This is a genomic window from Photorhabdus sp. P32, from assembly GCF_038085095.1.
Taxonomy (GTDB): domain Bacteria; phylum Pseudomonadota; class Gammaproteobacteria; order Enterobacterales; family Enterobacteriaceae; genus Photorhabdus; species Photorhabdus luminescens.
This window is the reverse complement of sequence record NZ_JAZGJN010000291.1, coordinates 123,544-143,815: the sequence shown is the minus strand read 5'-3', so window position 1 is coordinate 143,815 and position 20,272 is coordinate 123,544. Positions and strand designations below refer to the sequence as shown.

The following is a 20,272-nucleotide window of genomic DNA, read 5'->3' as shown; positions in this document are numbered from 1 at the left end:
ATCAAATATACCCTATGGATTTCAAGATGCATCGCGACGGCAAGGGAGCGAATCCCCGGGAGCATAGATAACTATGTGACCGGGGTGAGTGAGTGCAGCCAACAAAGAGGCAACTTGAAAGATGACGGGTATAAATAATCTACAGCGTTCAATTCAGTAATATCTTCCAGCTGTTTCCAATGACAAACTAAAGCATTATTTACTGATTTTTAATCACCTTGATGATATTGGTTGTTGAAATACCATCTTCAAAGTTCAGCACTTTAACTTCTCCACCCGCTGCCCAAACTTCTTCACTGCCAGCAATCTCTTCCGGTTTATAATCTCCGCCTTTTACCAATACATCCGGCAAAACATCCGCAATCAATCGCTGTGGCGTATCCTCTTCAAACGGCACAACCCAATCCACAGCGCCCAGAGCAGATAACACAACCATTCGTTGTTCTAATGGATTAACAGGGCGGCTCTCGCCTTTCAGCCGTTTAGTTGATGCATCACTGTTAACAGCAACAATTAACCGATCACCCAGTTTACGCGCGTTTTCCAGATAAGAAACATGGCCTGCATGCAGAATGTCAAAACAGCCATTGGTCATCACAATCCTTTCACCACGTTGACGCGCATCAGTAACAGCCTGTTTAAGCTGAAATTCGGTCATCATTCCGAAACCCGTTTCAGCACGACCACGGATAGCATTCTCCAATTCAATCGGCGAAACCGTCGACGTTCCCAATTTACCAACGACCACGCCCGCAGCAGCATTCGCCAAGAAACAGGCTTCATGCAATGGCTTTCCAGCCGCAATCGCCGTTGCCAATACACCAATAACTGTATCGCCAGCACCCGTCACATCAAACACTTCCTGCGCCTGCGTAGGCAAATGCAACGGCGGCTGATCAACACTCAACAAACTCATTCCCTGTTCAGAACGGGTGATCAGTAATGCCTTAAGTTCCAAATCGTTAACTAGCCGAGTCCCTTTCTCAACCAATTCATTGTCATCTTTACAGTGCCCCACTACTGCTTCAAATTCAGACAGATTCGGCGTTAACAAAGTTGCGCCACGATAACGCTCAAAATCATTGCCTTTCGGATCGATTAATACCGGGACTTTGGCAGCATTCGCCAGTTTGATCATGTTCTGAACCTGACTCAGCGCACCTTTAGCGTAGTCAGATAAAACTAATGCCCCGATATGGGGTAATGCCTGTTCAATCCGCTCAAATATCGGCTGCGCATCGACGTTATCGAAACCTTCTTCAAAATCTAAGCGAATTAACTGCTGGTTACGGGAAAGCACCCTCAGTTTGGTAATTGTCGGATGTGTCGGCACAGAAACAAAATCACAACGCACCTTAACACTGCTCAGTTTCTCACTCAGCGCATGTGCCGCGTCATCAATCCCAGTCAAACCGATTAAATGTGAATTCGCCCCAAGAGCCGCAATATTCATAGCAACGTTAGCAGCGCCTCCCGGACGTTCCTCAATAGTATTGACTTTTACTACAGGCACCGGCGCTTCCGGTGAAATCCGGCTGGTTGGTCCATACCAATAGCGGTCTAACATAACATCACCGACGACTAAAACTTCTGCACAGTGAAAATCAGGGAGTGTCATTTTCATTCCCTTGCTCCAAATATTAGATATCAAATGAGTGCCAAATATTATCATACGCCCGTAAGATCCCTACACCAAACCGATAAAACCCGTTATTGTTCCCCCAACCACTGTTGCCAGCTATGATGTATCAATTCCTGCTGTTGGCTGAAACAATGGGGTGATACCTGACTGGAAAGCGCCTGTAACGCCAGATGATGTAGTTCATCGCGCATAGAAACGTAAGCCTGTGTTAATGCGGCGGCTTCATCTTCGTCCATAATTCCATAGTTCGCCATTAATCCAAAAATCCGCACATTATCCGACCAATACACCAAACGCTCATTTTCAGCCGCGTAACGAAGCACCAGATATTGAGCGATAAATTCGATATCTGTGATACCTCCCGGATCAGCTTTAATATCAAATTGATCTGAACGGTGACTGCCTAAATGTTTATGCATCTTTTCCCGCATTTCCCTTACCTGCTGGCGTAACACAGCGGGGTCTCGTCGTGTACATAACGTCTGATGGCGTATCCGCTCAAAATCCCGATGCAAGTTTTCATCACCAAATACCATACGGGCGCGAACCAATGCCTGATGTTCCCAAGTCCACGCTTGATTTTGCTGATAATCAGCAAATGCTTCAACGGTACTGACTAACATGCCGGATTCGCCAGAAGGACGCAGGCGGACATCCACGTCATACAACACACCAGAGGAAGTTCGAGCACTGAACAAGTGCATAATCCGTTGGGCCAGACGCAAATAAAATTGCCGGGCATCAATCGATCGATCGCCATCGGTCATCACATCCATCGGGCAATCAAGCAGGAAAACTAAATCAAGATCAGAGCCGTAACCCAATTCCCAACCGCCCAATTTGCCATAACCAATCACAGCAAATCCCAATCCCTGCCGCTGGCTCAGATGTGATGGAACACCATAACGTTTTGCCATTTGGCCCCACGCCTGTTGAACGACTGCTTCAATAATCGCTTCTGCCAAATAAGTGAGATGATCACTGACTTTCATCACCGGCAACACGCCAGTAATATCCTCCGCCGCAATTCTTAGTAATTGCGCCTGCTTAAACTGGCGGAGAGCCTCTAATTGCTGCTCTTCATCATCTTCAGGTATCCGCAACAAATATTGTCGCAATTCATCCTTATAGGCATTCAGTGGCAAAGGTTCATACAGAAATTGTGGATCAAGCAGTTCATCCAGCAACAATGGATGACAGGCAAGCTGAGTCGCGATCATCGGTGAAGCTGCACACAGCCGGATAACATGCGTCAGTACAGCTTCTGATTCCAATATCAGTTCCAGGTAAGTTGTACGGCTGACGATACTTAACAACAGCGGAGTAATCCTCTCCAACACTATATTGACATCTTGTCGCAAACAGACTTTTGCCAACAGACGTGGCATCAAGTGATCGAGTACATCACGCCCACGAGGGCCAATGGTTCTCTTGCCCACGTCATGACGGAACACAGAAATGACATGCAATATCTGCTGTGCAACCAGCCCATCTAAGTGCGGAGCGAGTACAATTAACTCTTCTTTTTCGAGATTTTCCAGCCACAGACTTTTAAATGGCACATGATCAGGTTCCTCTTCACCATTATCACTGTCATCGCCAATTAATTGCGTAAAAATAGCCCGAACAGCGCCCATCTTGTTGCTCAATTCAATTATTAAAGCATCCCAACTTTCAAATCCCATGCCCCACGCCAGTCGTGAACGATTCAATTCATCTTCTGGCAAAGTCTGAGTTTGCTGATCGTTAATTGACTGTAAAAGATTCTCTAACCGCCGCAAAAAGAGGTAACCATCAGCAAGTTGTTTCACCTGCAATGGTTGCAAAAGCGCCAACTGCGCTATTATTTGCAGAGTCGGCAACAACGCCTGAGATTGCAAACACAGTTCACGCCCACCACGAATCAGTTGAAACACTTGGGCGATAAACTCTATTTCACGGATACCACCAGCACCCAGTTTGATATTGTCTTTCAAGCCACGTCGACGCACTTCCCGTTCTATCATGCCCTTCATATTTCTCAGGGATCGAATCACACTGAAATCAATGTAACGGCGAAAGATAAACGGTCTCAACATTCGGCGTAGCTCTTCACCATACGCTTGGTTGCCCGAACCCATAATCCGCGCTTTCACCATCGCATAACGTTCCCAATCACGCCCTTGCTCTTGATAGTAATCTTCCAATGCAACAAAGCTGAACACCAATGGGCCACTATCACCGAACGGACGCAAACGCATATCCACCCGATACACAAAACCATCCGCAGTTTGCTGATCGAGCACTTTGATAAGACGCTGCCCCAAACGGGTAAAAAACTGAGCGTTATCCATTTCACGCCAGCCGCCTTGGGTAAGACCGTTTTCAGGATAGACAAAAATCAGATCAATATCAGAAGAGAAATTCAGCTCGCCACCACCGAGTTTTCCCATACCGAGAATTAACAGCGGTTGTGGTTCGCCCTGCTCATTGCAAGGGGTTCCCCAATCCTGACAACAACGCTGATATAACCAGTCACGCGCCGCAATAATCAACGTTTCAGCTAACATACTGAGTTGTTGCAGCGTCTCCTGCGTCGTAATGCTATACAGTGCCTGCAACCAAGCTATTCTCACCAAAATCTTATTACGAAACTGACGTAAAACCCGCATCAGGGTATTTTCATCCTCTACTGATGCAAGTAACTGTTGCAACCATTCAGCATATTGATGCCACTCCTGCGCTCCAGGTGGATGTTGACGGATCTCGGCTAACCATTCAGGATGAGTTTGCAAGTTTTCAACAACAAAATCACTCAGTGACAATATGACCTGTTCATGAGCAGCAAACGGCTCAATATTCAAAGTCAGTTGCTGAAAATGTTCAGTCACACGTTGTAACTGAGCCAGAAGCGGAGTTGAAAGTGGCAACATAGAGAATTCCTGTTATTTAATCGGAGAGATTTTTAACCACATAGATTTATTAGCCACATAGTCAGCGCCAACTTACATTGCAAATAGAGCGCGTTATAACATAGCGTTTCAGCTTCTGTTTCCGTATCCAATAATTTCTGGTTGATAGCAACTAATTGGTTATTCAACGGTTCTGGCTCACTAGAATATTCGATCGTCTGCTGAATCAAAGTCAGTACTTGTTTTAAACCACCCCGACCATCCGATAAACCGGACAACCAACGCTCCTCTTGTTCTTGCCAATGAGTTAACATTGACGTGAGTACCGAAGGTAATGACTGCTGCATATCAATTTCTACCTGAGTTGAAAGTAAAGCTGCTTTCGTTTTCCCCTGCGCTAACTGATAACCACGGGCCGCTTTACTTTTATTTTCTTGCCGCAAGCCGTTTGATTTTGCCAACTCAATCGCCAATGCTAATACATCGGCTATAGTTCCTTGCTTTAACTCCAGTTCAAACTCACAAATTGGCTCCTTGCGATTGGTTGCAATAATTTCTCCCTGATCAAGCACCACTTCAATCTCACTTTGTCCATAAGTTACCATCCACTTCTCACGCATAAAGTCAGTACTGAATAACGCATTTAAGCGAGATTGCAACGCTTCCACATCACAGTTGTCAGGCCAGATGTGCGGTGGAAACAGAGTCAATGCCAATTCCGGCTTTGCCAATGGCACGTTATATTCTGGTCGCTGATGCAAACCTCCAACCACTTTACCGGCTGTTTTGATCGTCATCTCATACTGGTCATCAAAACCACGGACCCGCAACCCCATATCAAGACCGCGCAGTTGGTTATCCGGCGTTTCAAAATAGATATTGGTCAACTTTTGGGGAGAAAAATAGTGATGAGGAAATAACAGTAACTGCTGACGAATTGCAGGAATAGCTTGTGGTCTGGCGATAAGTTTTAATTCGATTTCTACACTCATATCTGCACCATTGATGACAATCTTTGCCTTTCATCTTACCCTGATTTAGCTTTTTTCCACGATGAGTAAGAAGAAAATTAAAATTTCCCTTTCTTGTAAGTTATGATAGTAATTAGCAGGAAATGTTTCGTTCAACAGACAACAAGCCTTGTATTCAATCGATTAGAAAAGTGTCATTTTGGTTTACCGATTGCTCTAGCAAACTTAACTCTTTACTATCAAATTCTAAACTCACCATAGATAAAGAACAGTTGAAATCACAATGCGAAAACTACATTTACTTCTTACGGCGCTAATAAGCCTCAGCTTTTCGCTCACTACCCATGCGGAAGGAAAGCGCTATGTATCTGATGAGTTATCTACCTACACACACGCCGGGCCGGGTAACCAGTATCGTATTGCCGGCACACTGAATGCCGGTGATGAAGTCACATTGATAAGCATCAATCGCGATAGTAATTACGCTCAAGTCAAAGATGATAAAGGCCGTCTTGTCTGGCTGCCAGTTAACCAGCTTAGTAATAAACCTAGCCTGCGCACCCGCCTCCCGGAGCTAGAACAGGAAGTGAAAACATTGACGGATAAGTTAGCCAATATAGACAATAACTGGAATCAGCGCACTGCCGATATGCAACTGAAGGTTGCCAATAGCAGTAACATTATTACAGAGTTGAAAAAAGAGAATGAGAAGTTGAAAAACAAACTGACGGTGGCAGAAAAAAAGCTTGATGCCGCAAATCTGCAACTTGATGACAAACAACGCAATATCATTCTGCAATGGTTTATGTACGGTGGTGGTGTTGCAGGCGCTGGTTTAATCTTTGGGCTATTACTGCCACATATGATTCCACGCCGTAAGCGTAATGACCGTTGGATGAGCTGATAAAGGAACATATTAGGTGAAAGTCTATCTGGTTGGCGGCGCAGTACGTGATCGCCTGCTAAATTTTCCTGTGAACGAGCGGGATTGGGTGGTTGTGGGTGGAACGCCAGAAGAATTGCTATCCCAAGGATATCAGCAAGTTGGCAAAGATTTTCCAGTGTTCCTGCATCCCAAAACCCACGAAGAGTATGCACTGGCACGCACCGAGAGAAAATCCGGCCAGGGATATACAGGTTTTACTTGCTATGCTGCGTCAGATGTCACACTGGAAGACGATTTGCAGCGCCGTGATCTGACAATTAATGCGATCGCTCAAACCCCCGCAGGTGAACTTGTCGATCCTTATCATGGTGTTGATGATTTAAACAATCGCATCCTACGCCATGTTTCTGATGCTTTCTTTGAAGATCCGCTAAGGGTATTACGAGTGGCTCGTTTCGCCGCTCGTTTCGCCCATTTAGGGTTTACCATCGCGCCAGAAACACAGGCATTAATGTCAAATATGGCAATTAACGGCGAGCTATCAGCACTCACACCAGAACGTGTCTGGAAAGAGACCGAAAAAGCGCTTACCACCCATTCCCCTCAGGTCTTTTTTCAGGTTTTACGTGATTGTGGCGCATTGGCAGTATTGTTTCCTGAAATTGATAATTTGTTTGGCGTTCCCGCGCCAGAGAAGTGGCATCCTGAGATTGATACCGGTATTCATACGTTAATGGTGCTGAAAGTAGCGACTGAATTAACAGATGAAGTCGATAGCCGTTTTGCTGCTCTATGCCATGATCTTGGTAAAGGGCTGACTCCGCCAGAACAGTGGCCTCACCATTATGGACATGGGCCAGCCGGCGTTAGGTTAGTTGCTCAATTGTGCCAACGTCTGCGCGTTCCTAATTCCGCCCGTGATTTGGCAAAACTGGCTGCTCAATATCATGATTTAGTGCATACCGTCGCTCAACTGCGGCCAAAAACATTACTTAAGTTGTTTGATGCCGTTGATGCATGGCGTAAACCTCAACGAATAGAACACTTGATTACCATCAGTGAAGCCGATGCACGGGGTCGTACTGGTTTTGAAGATACGCCATATCCACAAGGTGATTATCTGCGACAGGCATTCAAAGTTGCTAGTCAGGTGCAAGTGAAAAACATTGTAGACAGTGGATTACGCGGTGCTGACATTGGTCATGAGTTACGACGTCAACGTCAGCACGCATTGGCGGAATGGAAACAACAAGACAATATAGTTCAAGGCAATACAGTTCAAAACAATACTGTTACCTGAAACATCCCCTGATATCAAACATTGGGCAATATTCGAATTAAATTGATATCAGGGGAACCATTCACTACATAAATACCCAGTAAACAGCAGCAGCCACAATAAAGCGGTAGATAGCAAATGGGATAAAAGATATACGCTTAATCAATGCCAGAAAAGTTTTAATGGCGACTAACGCGACAACAAATGCAGTAATAAAACCAACAGCAAACATTGGGATATCAGAAGCGCTCAAAAAGTGCAGGCTCTTATATAAATCTAATCCACTTGCCCCCATCATCATCGGTACAGCCAGAATAAACGAGAATTCTGATGCAGTATAACGATTAACTCCCATCAGCATTCCACCAGAAATTGTCGCGCCTGAACGGGAAAATCCCGGCCACAGCGCCAGACACTGAAAACAGCCAATCATAAAAGCCTGACGATAAGTAATATCATCCAGCCCTTCTGCTCTCGGTGTTCTAGGTTTCAAGATTTCTGCTGTGATCAGCAACACACCACCAATAACCAAAGCGTACATCACACTTTGTGGATTAAACAACGACTTGATGACATCGTGGAATAACAACCCAAGCGTTACCGCAGGTAACATTGCCAAAATAATATGGCTCAATTTCAGTTTGCCATTGGTTTTACCTTCGTGGGGAACTTCACCAAAGTGGATGCCAATGAGCCCAAACAAACGACGCCAAAACACCGCTACCACAGCAAGGATAGATCCTAGCTGGATAATAACTTCAAATGTTTCAGCTTTATCGCCGGTAAATCCCAACATATGGCCAACGATAATCATATGGCCGGTAGAGGAAACAGGAAGAAATTCAGTTAGCCCTTCAACAACACCAAGAATAGCTGCATGAAACAAGGTAGAAAGGTCAGTCATATAGAAAGATCGCCCATAAATAAATATCCGAAACAAGTAGCATGGAATAAATTCAGCTACCATTATTCCCATTGTCATTAATCAATTGACATAATTATCAAGCCTGGCACCACTGCATGCCAGTCTATGTAAGAACAATGACAATAATATGGCAGCCGAATTCACTACTGATCAGATTATTTTTTTCTTTCAATAATAACACCAACTTGACGAGCCTGCGCGACAGCACCCGGTTTACTGACTTTTATCCGTACCCACGGCGAATTAAAACGTTTTAACAGCAGAGCCGCTACCTCTTCAGCCACTCTTTCAACCAGAGCAAAATTCTGATTTTCTACATGATTGATGATCGATTCGCTAACTTTGGCATAATCCAGACAATATTCGACATCATCACTGGAAGATGCACGTTCATTATCCCATCCCATTTCGATATCGAACACTAACTTCTGTTTAATGGTCTGTTCCCAGTCGTAAACACCAATTGTAGTAATAACGACTAACTCCTCAATAAATACGATATCCATCACGTCATTTTCCTGTTTTTCAATTTGTCGGATACCACTTCCGACTAAATATGCGTATTATCCATGACTAGGCTAAGAAAACGACCATTATTATTGGGGAGACATTATGAGTGCTATCGCGCTTAGTATGATCATCTTCGCGTATCTTTGCGGTTCAATCTCCAGCGCAATACTTATTTGCCGTCTGGCTGGGCTACCTGATCCTCGTCAACATGGCTCAGGCAACCCAGGAGCGACAAATGTACTGCGAATTGGCGGCCGCAGTACCGCGGCAATAGTACTAATTTGTGATGTTCTAAAAGGGATGATCCCGGTCTGGTTGGCTTATCAACTCTATGTTCCCCCTTTCTATTTAGGGATTACAGCAATGGCAGCTTGTCTCGGTCATATTTACCCGATCTTTTTCCAATTTAAAGGCGGTAAGGGTGTCGCAACTGCTTTTGGAGCTATCGCGGTAATCGGTTGGGATCTAACAGGTTTGATGATGGGTACCTGGCTGCTAACTATATTACTAAGCGGCTATTCCTCTTTAGGGGCAATTATCAGTGCCTTGATAGCGCCGTTCTATGTCTGGTGGTTTAAACCTGAATTTACTTTCCCCGTCGCCATGCTCTGCTGTCTGGTGTTACTACGTCACCATGATAATATCCAGCGTCTGTGGCGCGGCCAGGAAAGTCGTATTTGGAACAAATTCAAAAAGAAAAAAGAGATGACCGAAAAAGAAAAAAACCAAACAGAAAAAGAGCAAAGATAAAGAAGATTTATAATAGAATCGGATAAAAACCAGCAACTCATTGAGTTACTGGTCTTTTATTTTTATTATATTAAGAAGATTTATAATGCGGGTAATTCCGACAATGGCCAGCGGGCTTTGACTGTCACGCCAAGTGAGTCACTCACCTCCCCTTTTAGGCGAATCATGCCGGCAAGCGCAATCATGGCGCCATTATCTGTACAGAATTCAGGGCGCGCATAAAATACTTCGCCACCCAATTTTGCCATGACCTCTTCCATCTTGGTGCGCAATGTTCGGTTGGCGCTGACACCACCAGCCATTACCAATCGCTTGAATCCGGTCTGTTCAAGCGCTCTTTTGCATTTAATCGCTAATGTATCAACTACCGCATCTTCAAAAGCACGGGCAATATCCGCTCTGGTCTGCTCATCATCGCTGTTGCTACGAATAGTATTGGAAGCAAAAGTTTTCAATCCTGAAAAACTGAAATCCAGCCCAGGACGATCTGTCATCGGGCGAGGAAATACAAAACGCCCAGCTTCTCCTTTTTGAGCCATCCTGGAGAGGACCGGCCCCCCGGGATAATCCAATCCCAGTAGCTTAGCTGTTTTATCAAACGCTTCACCAGCGGCATCATCTATTGATTCACCAAGCAGCTCATACTTACCAATACCCGTTACACTAATGAGCTGTGTATGACCACCAGACACCAGCAGAGCCACAAATGGGAATTCAGGACTGTTATCTTCCAACATCGGAGCGAGTAAATGCCCTTCCATATGATGAACAGGAATCGCAGGAACATCCCAGGCAAACGCCAGAGAACGGCCAATCGTCGCCCCCACCAGCAACGCGCCAACCAAACCAGGACCTGCTGTATAAGCCACCGCATCAATATCTTTACGGGTTAATCCAGCCTCTTTCAAAGCAGCTTGAATCAAGGGTACTGTTTTGCGGATATGGTCACGTGAAGCCAATTCAGGCACGACTCCACCGTAATCAGCATGCAGTTTAATCTGACTGTATAATTGATTTGCCAATAAACCGGCTTTGTCGTCATAAATTGCGATCCCGGTTTCATCGCAGGACGTTTCTATACCTAAAACTCGCATTACACTACCTATATTCCACGGAAGAGGGCCAGTTTATCATTAATAAGATAATTTGCGCGGCTTACATGCTGACTATTTTGGCTGTTTAGTCTATAATCACCCTCCTACGTAAAACTCCTGTGTGGTTATCGTCAATATTACGGAACTGATTTGCAGATCGCCGTCGTGATGTTGTTGTTTCAATTTGCTGCGGCGCTTTACAAAGCCGTGTTCATTGAAGTAAAATTCCGCACCATTTTAAGATGGCTGGCATCCCACGCCAGCAAGACCGATTTCTATTGAGGTGAGAGGCACATGCCGGTAATTAAAGTACGTGAAAACGAGCCATTCGACGTAGCATTGCGTCGCTTTAAGCGTTCCTGCGAAAAAGCAGGTGTATTAGCAGAAGTTCGCCGTCGTGAATTCTATGAAAAACCAACGACTGAACGTAAACGCGCTAAAGCTTCTGCTGTAAAACGTCACGCTAAGAAGCTGGCTCGTGAAAACGCACGCCGCACTCGTCTGTACTAATCCTTGCGGTTGATCCGCATAGTGATTGAATTTGCAGACAACAGTAGTTGCAGATAAAGGCCGTGCTTTCCGAAAGGGAGCGCGGCTTATTGTCGTTCATCAACAGGCGTAAAAAGGGCTTATGGCTGGACGAATTCCGCGCGCATTTATCAATGATTTATTAGCTCGTACCGATATCATCGATCTGATCGATGTTCGTGTGCCGCTTAAAAAGCAAGGTAAAAATCACCACGCGTGCTGTCCGTTTCATAACGAAAAGACACCCTCGTTTACGGTTAATGGCGATAAACAGTTTTATCATTGTTTTGGTTGCGGCGCTCACGGTAACGCCATCGATTTTCTGATGAATTACGACAGACTAGAATTTGTCGAATCCATCGAAGAATTGGCTTCTATGCATGGCCTGGAAGTCCCTTATGAAGCAGGTTCCGGCAGCAGTCAGATAGAACGTCACCAAAGACAAAATCTTTATCAACTGATGGATAAGCTCAACAGCTTCTATCAAAATGCATTAAATACCTCCGCTGCACAACCAGCCCGGCAATATCTGGTTCAACGGGGGCTTAGTGAAGAAATTATTCACCGTTTCTCGATTGGTTTCGCCCCCGCTGGTTGGGATAACACCTTGAAGCGGTTTGCCCATAATGCGGAAGATCGTCGACAGTTAAATGACGCAGGGATGTTGGTCGCAAATGATAATGGCCGTACCTATGACCGCTTCCGCGAACGAATAATGTTTCCAATCCGTGACCGCAGAGGGCGCGTGATTGCCTTTGGTGGACGTGTTTTGGGAGATGCGCTCCCAAAATATCTCAACTCACCAGAGACTGAAATTTTCCATAAAGGCCGTCAGCTATACGGCCTCTATGAAGCACAACAAAATCACAGTGACCTTTCACGGTTATTAGTGGTTGAAGGTTATATGGATGTGGTAGCACTGGCGCAGTTTGGTATTGATTATGCTGTTGCCTCACTAGGTACTTCCACTACATCGGAACATATTCAATTACTTTTCCGCGCTACTGATAACGTCATCTGCTGTTACGATGGCGACAGAGCCGGGCGTGATGCAGCATGGCGAGCATTGGAAACAGCGCTACCTTATCTGAATGATGGTAGGCAGTTACGTTTTATGTTTTTGCCTGATGGCGAAGATCCTGATTCACTAGTCCGTAAGGAAGGCCGAAAAGCATTTGAACAAAGAACGGAACAGTCTCATACATTGTCTGAATTTCTGTTCGAATCATTACTGCCGCAAGTTGACTTGAGTAATCCTGAAGGCAAAACAAAGCTCAGTTCACTTTCTGTTCCATTGATTAACCAGATTCCTGGAGAAACTTTGCGTCTCTATATGAGACAAGAACTTGGCAATATGATAGGCATTCCTGATGCAGTACAGTTGGAGCGTTTATTACCGCAGCGTCTGGAAAGTGGGAATAATTATCAGATGCCGCAGCTAAAACCGACAACTATGCGTATACTTATAGGACTGTTGGTACAAAACCCACACTTAGCCGCTTTAGTTCCCCTACAGGGAATTATGCAGGCCAAAATCGCAGGCTTACCGTTATTTATGGAGCTTGTGGAGGTTTGTCTTACTCAGCCAGGGCTGACAACTGGACAACTGCTAGAGCAATATCGTGATAATAAATTTAGTAAACAACTTGAAAAATTAGCTACATGGAACGATATACAAGTAGAAGAAATAGCAGAAAATACATTTCGTGACGCATTGGATCATCTCGTTGATTCAGCGTTAGAAGAACGTTTAAACATTCTTATCGCCAGGGCAAGAACCGAAGGCCTGACACCGGAAGAGCGCGAAGAAGTTCGCTTGATTAACGAATCCCGTGCCAGAAAGTAAACACTGAATTCACGGCTTAAATGCCGCATTAGGTAGGGAAATAACCCTACATTTTGCCGCTATAAGTGGGCAGCGGCAATATAACGAAAACGCCCTTAAAAGTTATTGTTGGCAGATTAGTTTCGCCGACCGACACCAACCCAAATACTCTGAAGTGTGGATACCGTCTTATGGAGCAAAACCCGCAGTCACAGCTAAAGCTACTTGTCACCCGTGGTAAGGAGCAAGGCTATCTGACCTATGCTGAGGTCAATGACCATCTGCCGGAAGATATCGTCGATTCCGATCAGATCGAAGATATCATCCAGATGATCAATGACATGGGCATTCAGGTAATGGAAGAAGCACCTGATGCCGATGATCTGATGCTAGCAGAAACCGCTAACGACACAGATGAAGACGCTGTGGAAGCTGCTGCGCAAGTCCTGTCTAGTGTTGAATCTGAAATCGGTCGCACCACCGACCCGGTACGTATGTACATGCGTGAAATGGGTACCGTTGAGTTATTGACCCGGGAAGGTGAAATTGACATTGCTAAACGCATTGAAGATGGCATCAATCAGGTACAGTGCTCTGTTGCTGAATACCCTGAAGCAATCACCTATTTACTGGAACAATATGACCGTGTGGAAGCAGGTGAGGCTCGCCTGTCAGATCTTATCACTGGTTTCGTTGACCCGAACGCAGAAGAAGAACTTGCGCCTACTGCCACTCACGTTGGTTCTGAGCTTCCACAGGAAGAACTTGATGATGACGAAGACGATGATGATGAAGACAGTGATGACGATGGTGATGATGACAACAGCATCGATCCAGAATTAGCGCGCCAGAAATTCCAAGAACTGCGACAACAGTATGACATCACCCGTCAGGAAATAAAGGAAAACGGTCGCAACCATCCAAATACTGCGGCCGAGATTTTAAAACTTTCAGAAGTTTTCAAACAGTTCCGTCTGGTACCAAAGCAGTTTGACTATCTGGTCAATAACATGCGTTCTATGATGGATCGCGTTCGTCTTCAAGAACGCCAAATCATGAAAATGTGTGTTGAACAGTGCAAAATGCCGAAAAAGAACTTCATCACTTTGTTCTCCGGCAATGAAACCAGCGACATTTGGTTTACTGCTGCAAAAGCAATGAACAAACCGTGGTCTGAAAAACTACTTGAGGTGGAAGAAGAAGTACAGCGCAGCCTGCAAAAACTTCGTCAGATTGAGGAAGAAACTGGTTTAACCATTGAACAAGTGAAAGATATCAACCGTCGCATGTCCATCGGTGAAGCAAAAGCCCGCCGAGCGAAAAAAGAGATGGTTGAAGCCAACTTACGTTTGGTTATTTCAATTGCCAAAAAATACACCAACCGTGGCCTGCAATTCTTGGATCTGATCCAGGAAGGCAACATCGGCCTGATGAAAGCGGTTGATAAATTTGAATATCGTCGTGGTTATAAGTTCTCAACTTACGCTACGTGGTGGATACGTCAGGCAATTACACGTTCAATTGCCGACCAAGCTCGTACCATTCGTATACCCGTTCATATGATTGAGACAATCAACAAACTCAATCGTATTTCCCGCCAAATGTTGCAGGAAATGGGGCGCGAACCAACACCGGAAGAGCTGGCAGAACGTATGTTAATGCCGGAAGATAAGATCCGTAAAGTACTGAAAATCGCCAAAGAGCCTATCTCAATGGAAACGCCAATTGGTGATGATGAAGATTCACATTTAGGTGATTTTATTGAAGATACTACGCTGGAACTGCCTCTGGATTCTGCAACCTCAGAAAGCCTGCGTTCAGCAACCCACGATGTTTTAGCGGGCTTGACCGCGCGTGAAGCAAAAGTACTGCGTATGCGTTTTGGTATTGATATGAATACTGACCATACGTTGGAAGAAGTCGGTAAACAGTTTGACGTTACCCGTGAACGTATCCGCCAGATCGAGGCGAAAGCACTACGTAAACTGCGTCATCCAAGCCGTTCCGAAGTTCTACGTAGCTTCCTTGATGAATAATCAGAAATTTTATTCATTCTGACTGAAAAGCGTCTGCTCCGGTAGACGCTTTTGTCTTTTATATCGGAAATCTCATTACAAACTCTTCTGATATATAGCTTAATTAATATTCTCTCCAGACGATAAATAAAAAAGTGTTTTCCATTTGATGATTAAAGAGAAATGAAAGGGATATGATTATCATTAAAATAATCACGTATAAAATAGACCTTCATCGGAATAATAATATAACCAGATGACGCAAAAATGCTTATAAAAAATAAATCCAGGTGACGGATAAAAACGTCAAATGGGCTATAAAAACAACTAGTATATATCGCTCCCTATTCTCACTACTGACTAAAAATGCAATTTTGCACATAAAACGATCATATAGATTTACAAAGCTAGACCGCGAGCAAAACTGTACGTATAATCCCTCCCATCCAACGGCCCCTTAGCTCAGTTGGTCAGAGCAGGCGACTCATAATCGCTTGGTCACTGGTTCAAGTCCAGTAGGGGCCACCAGATTTTATCTGTGAAAACAGATAGATAGACCACTCAACAACGAGTGGTTTTTTTATGCCTATAGCAAAGTGTCGCACGAGATTTTCGAACGGTCTCCGCTCCTATTCTTTTTTGTGCCTTATTTCTACTCGCAATGGAGCCAAATAAAAAAAATTTCAGGCAGTAAAAATAAATTTACCAATTCTATTAATTTCAGTTTCCAAATGACTGCAAGACCTTGTCATTACTGCTCGTTGTAGCCTTACTATGTGATCTTACTTCTCACGTAAAATAGAATTTTCTCTTTATTATCATGATATTGAATTTATCTCTGTGATCCGCTCTTGATCCAAAAACTGAAATTTCCTGAAAATCTTTTCAAACCTTTCAGTTTGTGATTTCTCTCACACCGCCAGTTCTGGTGCGGTTTGGCAGTTTGACTTGTAGGATTTTAAAACTGAAAAAATTTTTTGATCCAAAACGTGCAGGCGGGTGCGGTGTAGTGCCGTTAGCGTCACGACAACGGAGCATCAAAGTATACATTCCTGATTCATTGATAATGTTGACCTTACCTTGACGCCCTAAGTTTAACTTATACCGTTCTTCTTCATCTAATGCCTTACGGATTGCTCAGATTTAAGACATTACAAATATCCTCAGCAACAAACCAAGGATCGCCATTTTTAACTAATGTACGTACTTGCTGATTTTCAAAAATGAATGGTGTTACGGATAGACTAGCCATTACTGACTCCTTGCATTTTCTTTGAGAGTTTGAAGCGCCATGTAAGTATATGGCGTCGGGAGGCTCAAAACGGCTGCAAGCACCGCGGACGTATTCCCCTTACGGGAGTTATATTAGTCGCCCTCCCGACATTGAATCGGGGAAAGATGATAGCCAAATAGCTACCATTAAAATTTAAGCATAAAAAATCCAACACTGACGGGGTTGGCTGTATCCGCTTGTAAGAGGTTTTGAGTCCTCGCGCCTAGAACGGGAGGTCAACTACAATTTTCCATGTGCATTAGGATCTAGTCCCCAGTACGATTTGATCTTGATTATCGTACCGTGTACGAATACCATATTTCCATCTATAGGCAAGGATGTTTTTTATGGAGTATCTGGTCTTTATCGAAACTCCCGTATTTAGTAGGGAACGAGCAGAACTGTTAACCGATGATGAATTTAGGCTATTACAGGAGCACTTACTAAAGAATCACGAACAGGGTAGTACCATCAGCGCTACTGGAGGATGTAAAAAGATTCGTTGGCAGCGAGAAAGAATAGGGAAACGTGGCGGAGTAAGAATTATCTACTACACCATAACCAAAACTGGAAGGCTCTATCTCCTTTTGATTTACCCTAAAAATAAAAAAGATGACTTAACCCCAAAAGAAAAAGAAGTACTTAAAGCCATCAGTAGTAAATTGCAATAATCAACGCCGCGTAGATACGCGGTAATGTTCATACAGTGGAGAAACTATGGACAAAAAACTTTTTGACGATCTGGTTGAAAGCATGAATCAGATGGTAGCGATTGAAAAAGGAGAGCTTTCTGTTCCTGCTGAAAATATTCATCGCCATCGTCTGCCTGATGTAAAAAACCTACGCGAAACCTTTGGGTTAAAGCAAAGTGAATTTGCTGAAGCTGTTGGCGTTTCTGCATCCCTAATTCAAAGCTGGGAACAACACCGCCGCATTCCTTCTGGTTCATCACTGAAACTACTTAAGATGCTTGAACGTAATCCTGCGCTTATTAATGAATTAAGCACACTTTAATACTTTCATTTTCTCCTTGTCGTAATGCAAAAGGAGAAAATAATTTCAGTTCTGTATATCCTGTAAAGCCGCGCTCTATCTGATTTCTATGATAAAGCACGGCTTTCCATCGTGATTTTATTTTTTACGCAAAATATAATTTTTTATTTAATATCAATGCATTGAATGTTTTTCCGTGATCCTCTTTTGATCCAAAAACTGGAATTTCCTGAAAATCTTTTCAATCATTTCAGTTTGCTGCTTCTCTCACAATGCCAGTGCTGGCACGGTTTGGCCGTTCGATTCGTAGGATTTTAAAACTGAAAAAATTTTTTGATCCAAAACGTGCAGGCAGAGGAGGCTATAGCCTCGTCGAATTGGATGTTCTCCGGTACTGCGAACCCTGTTTGAATCGCCACCACCAAAGAGGTAAGCAGGAATATGAAAAAAGACTGGCATACCGCCGATATTATCGCTGCGATACGTAAGAAAAATAAGACGCTGGCATCATTGTCCAGAGAGCACGGTTTAAACTCTTCAACATTAGCCAATGCTTTAACGCGACCCTGGCCTAAAGGGGAATTGTTGATCGCTCAGGAAATTGGTGTAACCCCTGCTGAGATATGGCCTAGTCGGTATTTTGATGAAAATGAGCTGCCTATCAAACGAACTGTTCGAAATGATTTACCAAACAATTCTGATATCACATAAGTTATTTCTATATCCGAAAAAGTAACGACAACGTTTAAACCATTAAACTAATACAGTACTCTGAATTATCAGTTTCTTATTACACTCATTGCCCATTCTTTAATATCAGAATTGTATTCAAGCTCTATGAAGGTGTAAAAAAGCCCGTATGTTGTGGGCGAGATAATTGTGTTTCAGACCATCAGAATACGAACCCGCAGCGTTGATTGATACCGCATTTAAAAAGGCGTTCCAGTGTTATTACGTATATGACTCACGGTAAACTACACTAATCTGCTAGCTATCCTCCCATGCTACCGGAGCAATAATCGCTTGAGCACGGGTTTCCAGTAGGGATTACCAAATTTAAGCTGTTAGATCAGTATATTGGGCTACTTAAACAAGAGTAGCTTAGCAGGTTTATGAATGAATGACGCTACATGCATCTGGTTGCTTTTTATGAAGGGTAGAAATTATAAAGCACAGCGGCTTGATCAAAAGCGGTAAATGTTAAAGGCCACCGGGAGGTTACCCCGATGGCCTTAGCTACGTTTCCGTTATCTATTTCAGAAATGCACGGATCAGCTCTAAAAGCGCGATTAACGCTTTGAGAACGATGATAGCAGTATCAATAAATGCTTTCACCCGTTTGCTCCTGTTAAGAGCACGACTTAACCAGCCATTGCCTTTACATTGCCTGTCCGGCCGGTTCTCATCAATGTTAGTTGAAGTGGATCGCGCTCCGACCGAGGCTCTGAATCAGCACCACCTGTATTCAGCCAGGACTTACGAAAACTTGCGTAAGAGATACACAGGCCAAAACGCTCCTCAACTAACAGCCGTTGATTATAAGTTTATTTAGATATGATTCAATGAATTAATAGATAGATAAAAACAAAAAACCAGCTGGTGAGGCTGGTTTTTTGTTTTTATCTTTAAAGCAGGACCTCTATTTTTGTACTCTTAACCGGGTTGGTAGCCTCAGCCCGAGCGCGATCCACTTCAACTAACATAAGAATTCTAATGCCTAGAACCGGAAATATCAACCTATAACATGACTATAAAACAAACAAAACAAGAAGATTAAAAGTTAACCAATCACTGACAAATATTTCTGTTTCCTCCCCTCCGATTTATAGACTATGTTCCTAATGGCACTGGCATTCTCCGGCGATCCTGTGTTGTGGTGCGTATGCGCGGCGGTCAGCTCAACTAATCCCATACTACCGGAGCAATAATCGCTTAAGCACGGGTTTCCAGTAGGGATTACCAAGTTTAAACTGTTAGATCAGTATATTAGGCCACTTAAACAAGAGTAGCTTAGTAGGTTGATGAATGACGCTACATACATCTGGTTGCTTTTTATGAAGGGTAAAAATTATAAAGCACAGCGGCTTGATCAAAAGCGGTAAATGTTAAAGGCCGCCGGGAGGTTACCCCGATGGCCTTAGCTACGTTTCCGTTATTTATTTCAGAAATGCACGGATCAGCTCTAAAAGCGCGATTAACGCTTTGAGAACGATGATAGCAGTGTCAATAAATGCTTTCACCTGCTTTCACCCGTTTGCTCCAGTTAGGAGCACGACTTAACCAGCCATTGCCTTTACGCTGCCTGTCCGGCTGGCCTTCATCTGTGTTAGCAGGAGAATATCGCGCTCTGGCCGAGGCACTGAATCAGCACCACCTGTACTCAGCCAGGACTTACGAAAACTTGCGTCAGAGATACACAAGCCAGAACGCTACCCCAAACTAACAGCCGTTGATTATAGGTTTATTTTCAGATGATTCAATCAATTAAAACGATGAGTAGATAAAAATAAAAAACCAACTGGTGAGGTTGGTTTTTTATTTTTACCCTTGGATAGGGCGGTTTGTCTTTGTGCTATACGAGATTGGTAGCCTCGGTTTTAGCGCGACATTCTCCTGCTAACACAATCAGTCTACACCTTAAAAAAGGTGTTATCAACCTATAGCATAGCGTAAAAATCTAACACAAATGG

Annotated in this window: 20 protein-coding genes and 1 tRNA gene; 12 read left to right on the top strand and 9 right to left on the bottom strand. The window is 43.9% G+C overall.

Annotated elements, in window-relative coordinates; genetic code table 11:
* Positions 1–199: 199 nt before the first annotated feature.
* The 3 genes from hldE to V2H77_RS21345 all read right to left on the bottom strand — a co-directional run bounded on the left by hldE (position 200) and on the right by V2H77_RS21345 (position 5,525).
* Entirely contained in the window at positions 200–1,624 is a 1,425-nt protein-coding gene (gene hldE / locus V2H77_RS21355) for a bifunctional D-glycero-beta-D-manno-heptose-7-phosphate kinase/D-glycero-beta-D-manno-heptose 1-phosphate adenylyltransferase HldE (protein ID WP_341500391.1), read from the bottom strand.
* An 86-nt stretch (positions 1,625–1,710) separates the two neighbouring features.
* Positions 1,711–4,554, bottom strand: a complete 2,844-nt coding sequence (gene glnE / locus V2H77_RS21350) for a bifunctional [glutamate--ammonia ligase]-adenylyl-L-tyrosine phosphorylase/[glutamate--ammonia-ligase] adenylyltransferase (protein ID WP_341500390.1) — start codon at positions 4,552–4,554, stop codon at positions 1,711–1,713.
* A gap of 32 nt (positions 4,555–4,586) precedes the next feature.
* Positions 4,587–5,525: a CYTH domain-containing protein gene (locus tag V2H77_RS21345; protein ID WP_341500389.1), complete on the bottom strand. Its 939-nt coding sequence runs from the start codon at positions 5,523–5,525 to the stop codon at positions 4,587–4,589.
* A 262-nt stretch (positions 5,526–5,787) separates the two neighbouring features.
* On the opposite strand from V2H77_RS21345, the gene V2H77_RS21340 reads away from it, so the two are divergent.
* Positions 5,788–6,408: a TIGR04211 family SH3 domain-containing protein gene (locus V2H77_RS21340; protein WP_265379170.1), complete on the top strand. Its 621-nt coding sequence runs from the start codon at positions 5,788–5,790 to the stop codon at positions 6,406–6,408.
* Between the two features lie 16 nt (positions 6,409–6,424).
* A complete protein-coding gene (locus V2H77_RS21335) occupies positions 6,425–7,690 on the top strand; it encodes a multifunctional CCA addition/repair protein (protein ID WP_341500388.1) in 1,266 nt (421 codons plus the stop codon).
* 64 nt (positions 7,691–7,754) lie between these two features.
* On the opposite strand, the gene bacA is transcribed toward V2H77_RS21335, so the two are convergent.
* Both bacA and folB read right to left on the bottom strand, forming a co-directional pair.
* Complete coding sequence (gene bacA / locus V2H77_RS21330) at positions 7,755–8,573, bottom strand: undecaprenyl-diphosphate phosphatase (RefSeq protein WP_341500387.1); 819 nt, start codon at positions 8,571–8,573, stop codon at positions 7,755–7,757.
* 176 nt (positions 8,574–8,749) lie between these two features.
* The gene (gene folB, locus V2H77_RS21325; protein WP_265379218.1) at positions 8,750–9,100 is read right to left on the bottom strand and encodes a bifunctional dihydroneopterin aldolase/7,8-dihydroneopterin epimerase; all 351 of its coding nucleotides are present in this window, start codon (positions 9,098–9,100) and stop codon (positions 8,750–8,752) included.
* Between the two features lie 106 nt (positions 9,101–9,206).
* Here folB and plsY point away from each other — a divergent pair, with 106 nt between their 5' ends.
* Entirely contained in the window at positions 9,207–9,854 is a 648-nt protein-coding gene (gene plsY, locus V2H77_RS21320; RefSeq protein WP_341500386.1) for a glycerol-3-phosphate 1-O-acyltransferase PlsY, read from the top strand.
* A gap of 80 nt (positions 9,855–9,934) precedes the next feature.
* Here the strand turns inward: plsY and tsaD are convergent, their stop codons facing one another.
* Positions 9,935–10,948, bottom strand: a complete 1,014-nt coding sequence (tsaD, locus tag V2H77_RS21315; protein ID WP_341500385.1) for a tRNA (adenosine(37)-N6)-threonylcarbamoyltransferase complex transferase subunit TsaD — start codon at positions 10,946–10,948, stop codon at positions 9,935–9,937.
* A 150-nt stretch (positions 10,949–11,098) separates the two neighbouring features.
* On the opposite strand from tsaD, the gene V2H77_RS21310 reads away from it, so the two are divergent.
* From V2H77_RS21310 to V2H77_RS21290, 5 genes are all read left to right on the top strand, one after another.
* The gene (locus V2H77_RS21310; RefSeq protein WP_254921115.1) at positions 11,099–11,230 is read left to right on the top strand and encodes a hypothetical protein; all 132 of its coding nucleotides are present in this window, start codon (positions 11,099–11,101) and stop codon (positions 11,228–11,230) included.
* Positions 11,231–11,242: 12 nt separating this feature from the next.
* Positions 11,243–11,458: a 30S ribosomal protein S21 gene (gene rpsU / locus V2H77_RS21305; protein ID WP_001144069.1), complete on the top strand. Its 216-nt coding sequence runs from the start codon at positions 11,243–11,245 to the stop codon at positions 11,456–11,458.
* A gap of 121 nt (positions 11,459–11,579) precedes the next feature.
* On the top strand, positions 11,580–13,322 hold the full coding sequence (gene dnaG / locus V2H77_RS21300; protein ID WP_341500384.1) for a DNA primase: 1,743 nt from the start codon (positions 11,580–11,582) through the stop codon (positions 13,320–13,322).
* Positions 13,323–13,492: 170 nt separating this feature from the next.
* Positions 13,493–15,337 (top strand): RNA polymerase sigma factor RpoD, encoded by a 1,845-nt coding sequence (gene rpoD / locus V2H77_RS21295; protein WP_265379176.1) that lies wholly within the window; start codon positions 13,493–13,495, stop codon positions 15,335–15,337.
* A gap of 430 nt (positions 15,338–15,767) precedes the next feature.
* Positions 15,768–15,844 (top strand) — tRNA-Ile (locus tag V2H77_RS21290).
* 598 nt (positions 15,845–16,442) lie between these two features.
* On the opposite strand, the gene V2H77_RS21285 is transcribed toward V2H77_RS21290, so the two are convergent.
* Positions 16,443–16,568, bottom strand: a complete 126-nt coding sequence (locus tag V2H77_RS21285; RefSeq protein WP_341500383.1) for a BRO family protein — start codon at positions 16,566–16,568, stop codon at positions 16,443–16,445.
* 368 nt (positions 16,569–16,936) lie between these two features.
* Between V2H77_RS21285 and V2H77_RS21280 the strand changes: the two genes are divergently transcribed.
* The 3 genes from V2H77_RS21280 (at position 16,937) to V2H77_RS21270 (ending at position 18,293) form a co-directional block, all read left to right on the top strand.
* Positions 16,937–17,260, top strand: a complete 324-nt coding sequence (locus tag V2H77_RS21280; protein WP_341500382.1) for a type II toxin-antitoxin system RelE/ParE family toxin — start codon at positions 16,937–16,939, stop codon at positions 17,258–17,260.
* Between the two features lie 46 nt (positions 17,261–17,306).
* Complete coding sequence (gene nadS, locus V2H77_RS21275) at positions 17,307–17,603, top strand: NadS family protein (RefSeq protein WP_341500381.1); 297 nt, start codon at positions 17,307–17,309, stop codon at positions 17,601–17,603.
* A 420-nt stretch (positions 17,604–18,023) separates the two neighbouring features.
* The gene (locus tag V2H77_RS21270; RefSeq protein ID WP_341500380.1) at positions 18,024–18,293 is read left to right on the top strand and encodes a helix-turn-helix domain-containing protein; all 270 of its coding nucleotides are present in this window, start codon (positions 18,024–18,026) and stop codon (positions 18,291–18,293) included.
* Between the two features lie 540 nt (positions 18,294–18,833).
* Here V2H77_RS21270 and dinQ (V2H77_RS23730) read toward each other — a convergent pair.
* Complete coding sequence (dinQ, locus tag V2H77_RS23730) at positions 18,834–18,905, bottom strand: damage-inducible type I toxin DinQ (protein ID WP_369293964.1); 72 nt, start codon at positions 18,903–18,905, stop codon at positions 18,834–18,836.
* Between the two features lie 833 nt (positions 18,906–19,738).
* Positions 19,739–19,810, bottom strand: coding sequence for a damage-inducible type I toxin DinQ (dinQ, locus tag V2H77_RS23725; protein WP_369293964.1), 72 nt, complete (start codon positions 19,808–19,810; stop codon positions 19,739–19,741).
* A gap of 2 nt (positions 19,811–19,812) precedes the next feature.
* Between dinQ (V2H77_RS23725) and V2H77_RS21265 the strand changes: the two genes are divergently transcribed.
* Entirely contained in the window at positions 19,813–20,025 is a 213-nt protein-coding gene (locus V2H77_RS21265) for a hypothetical protein (RefSeq protein WP_341500379.1), read from the top strand.
* Positions 20,026–20,272 lie beyond the last annotated feature (247 nt).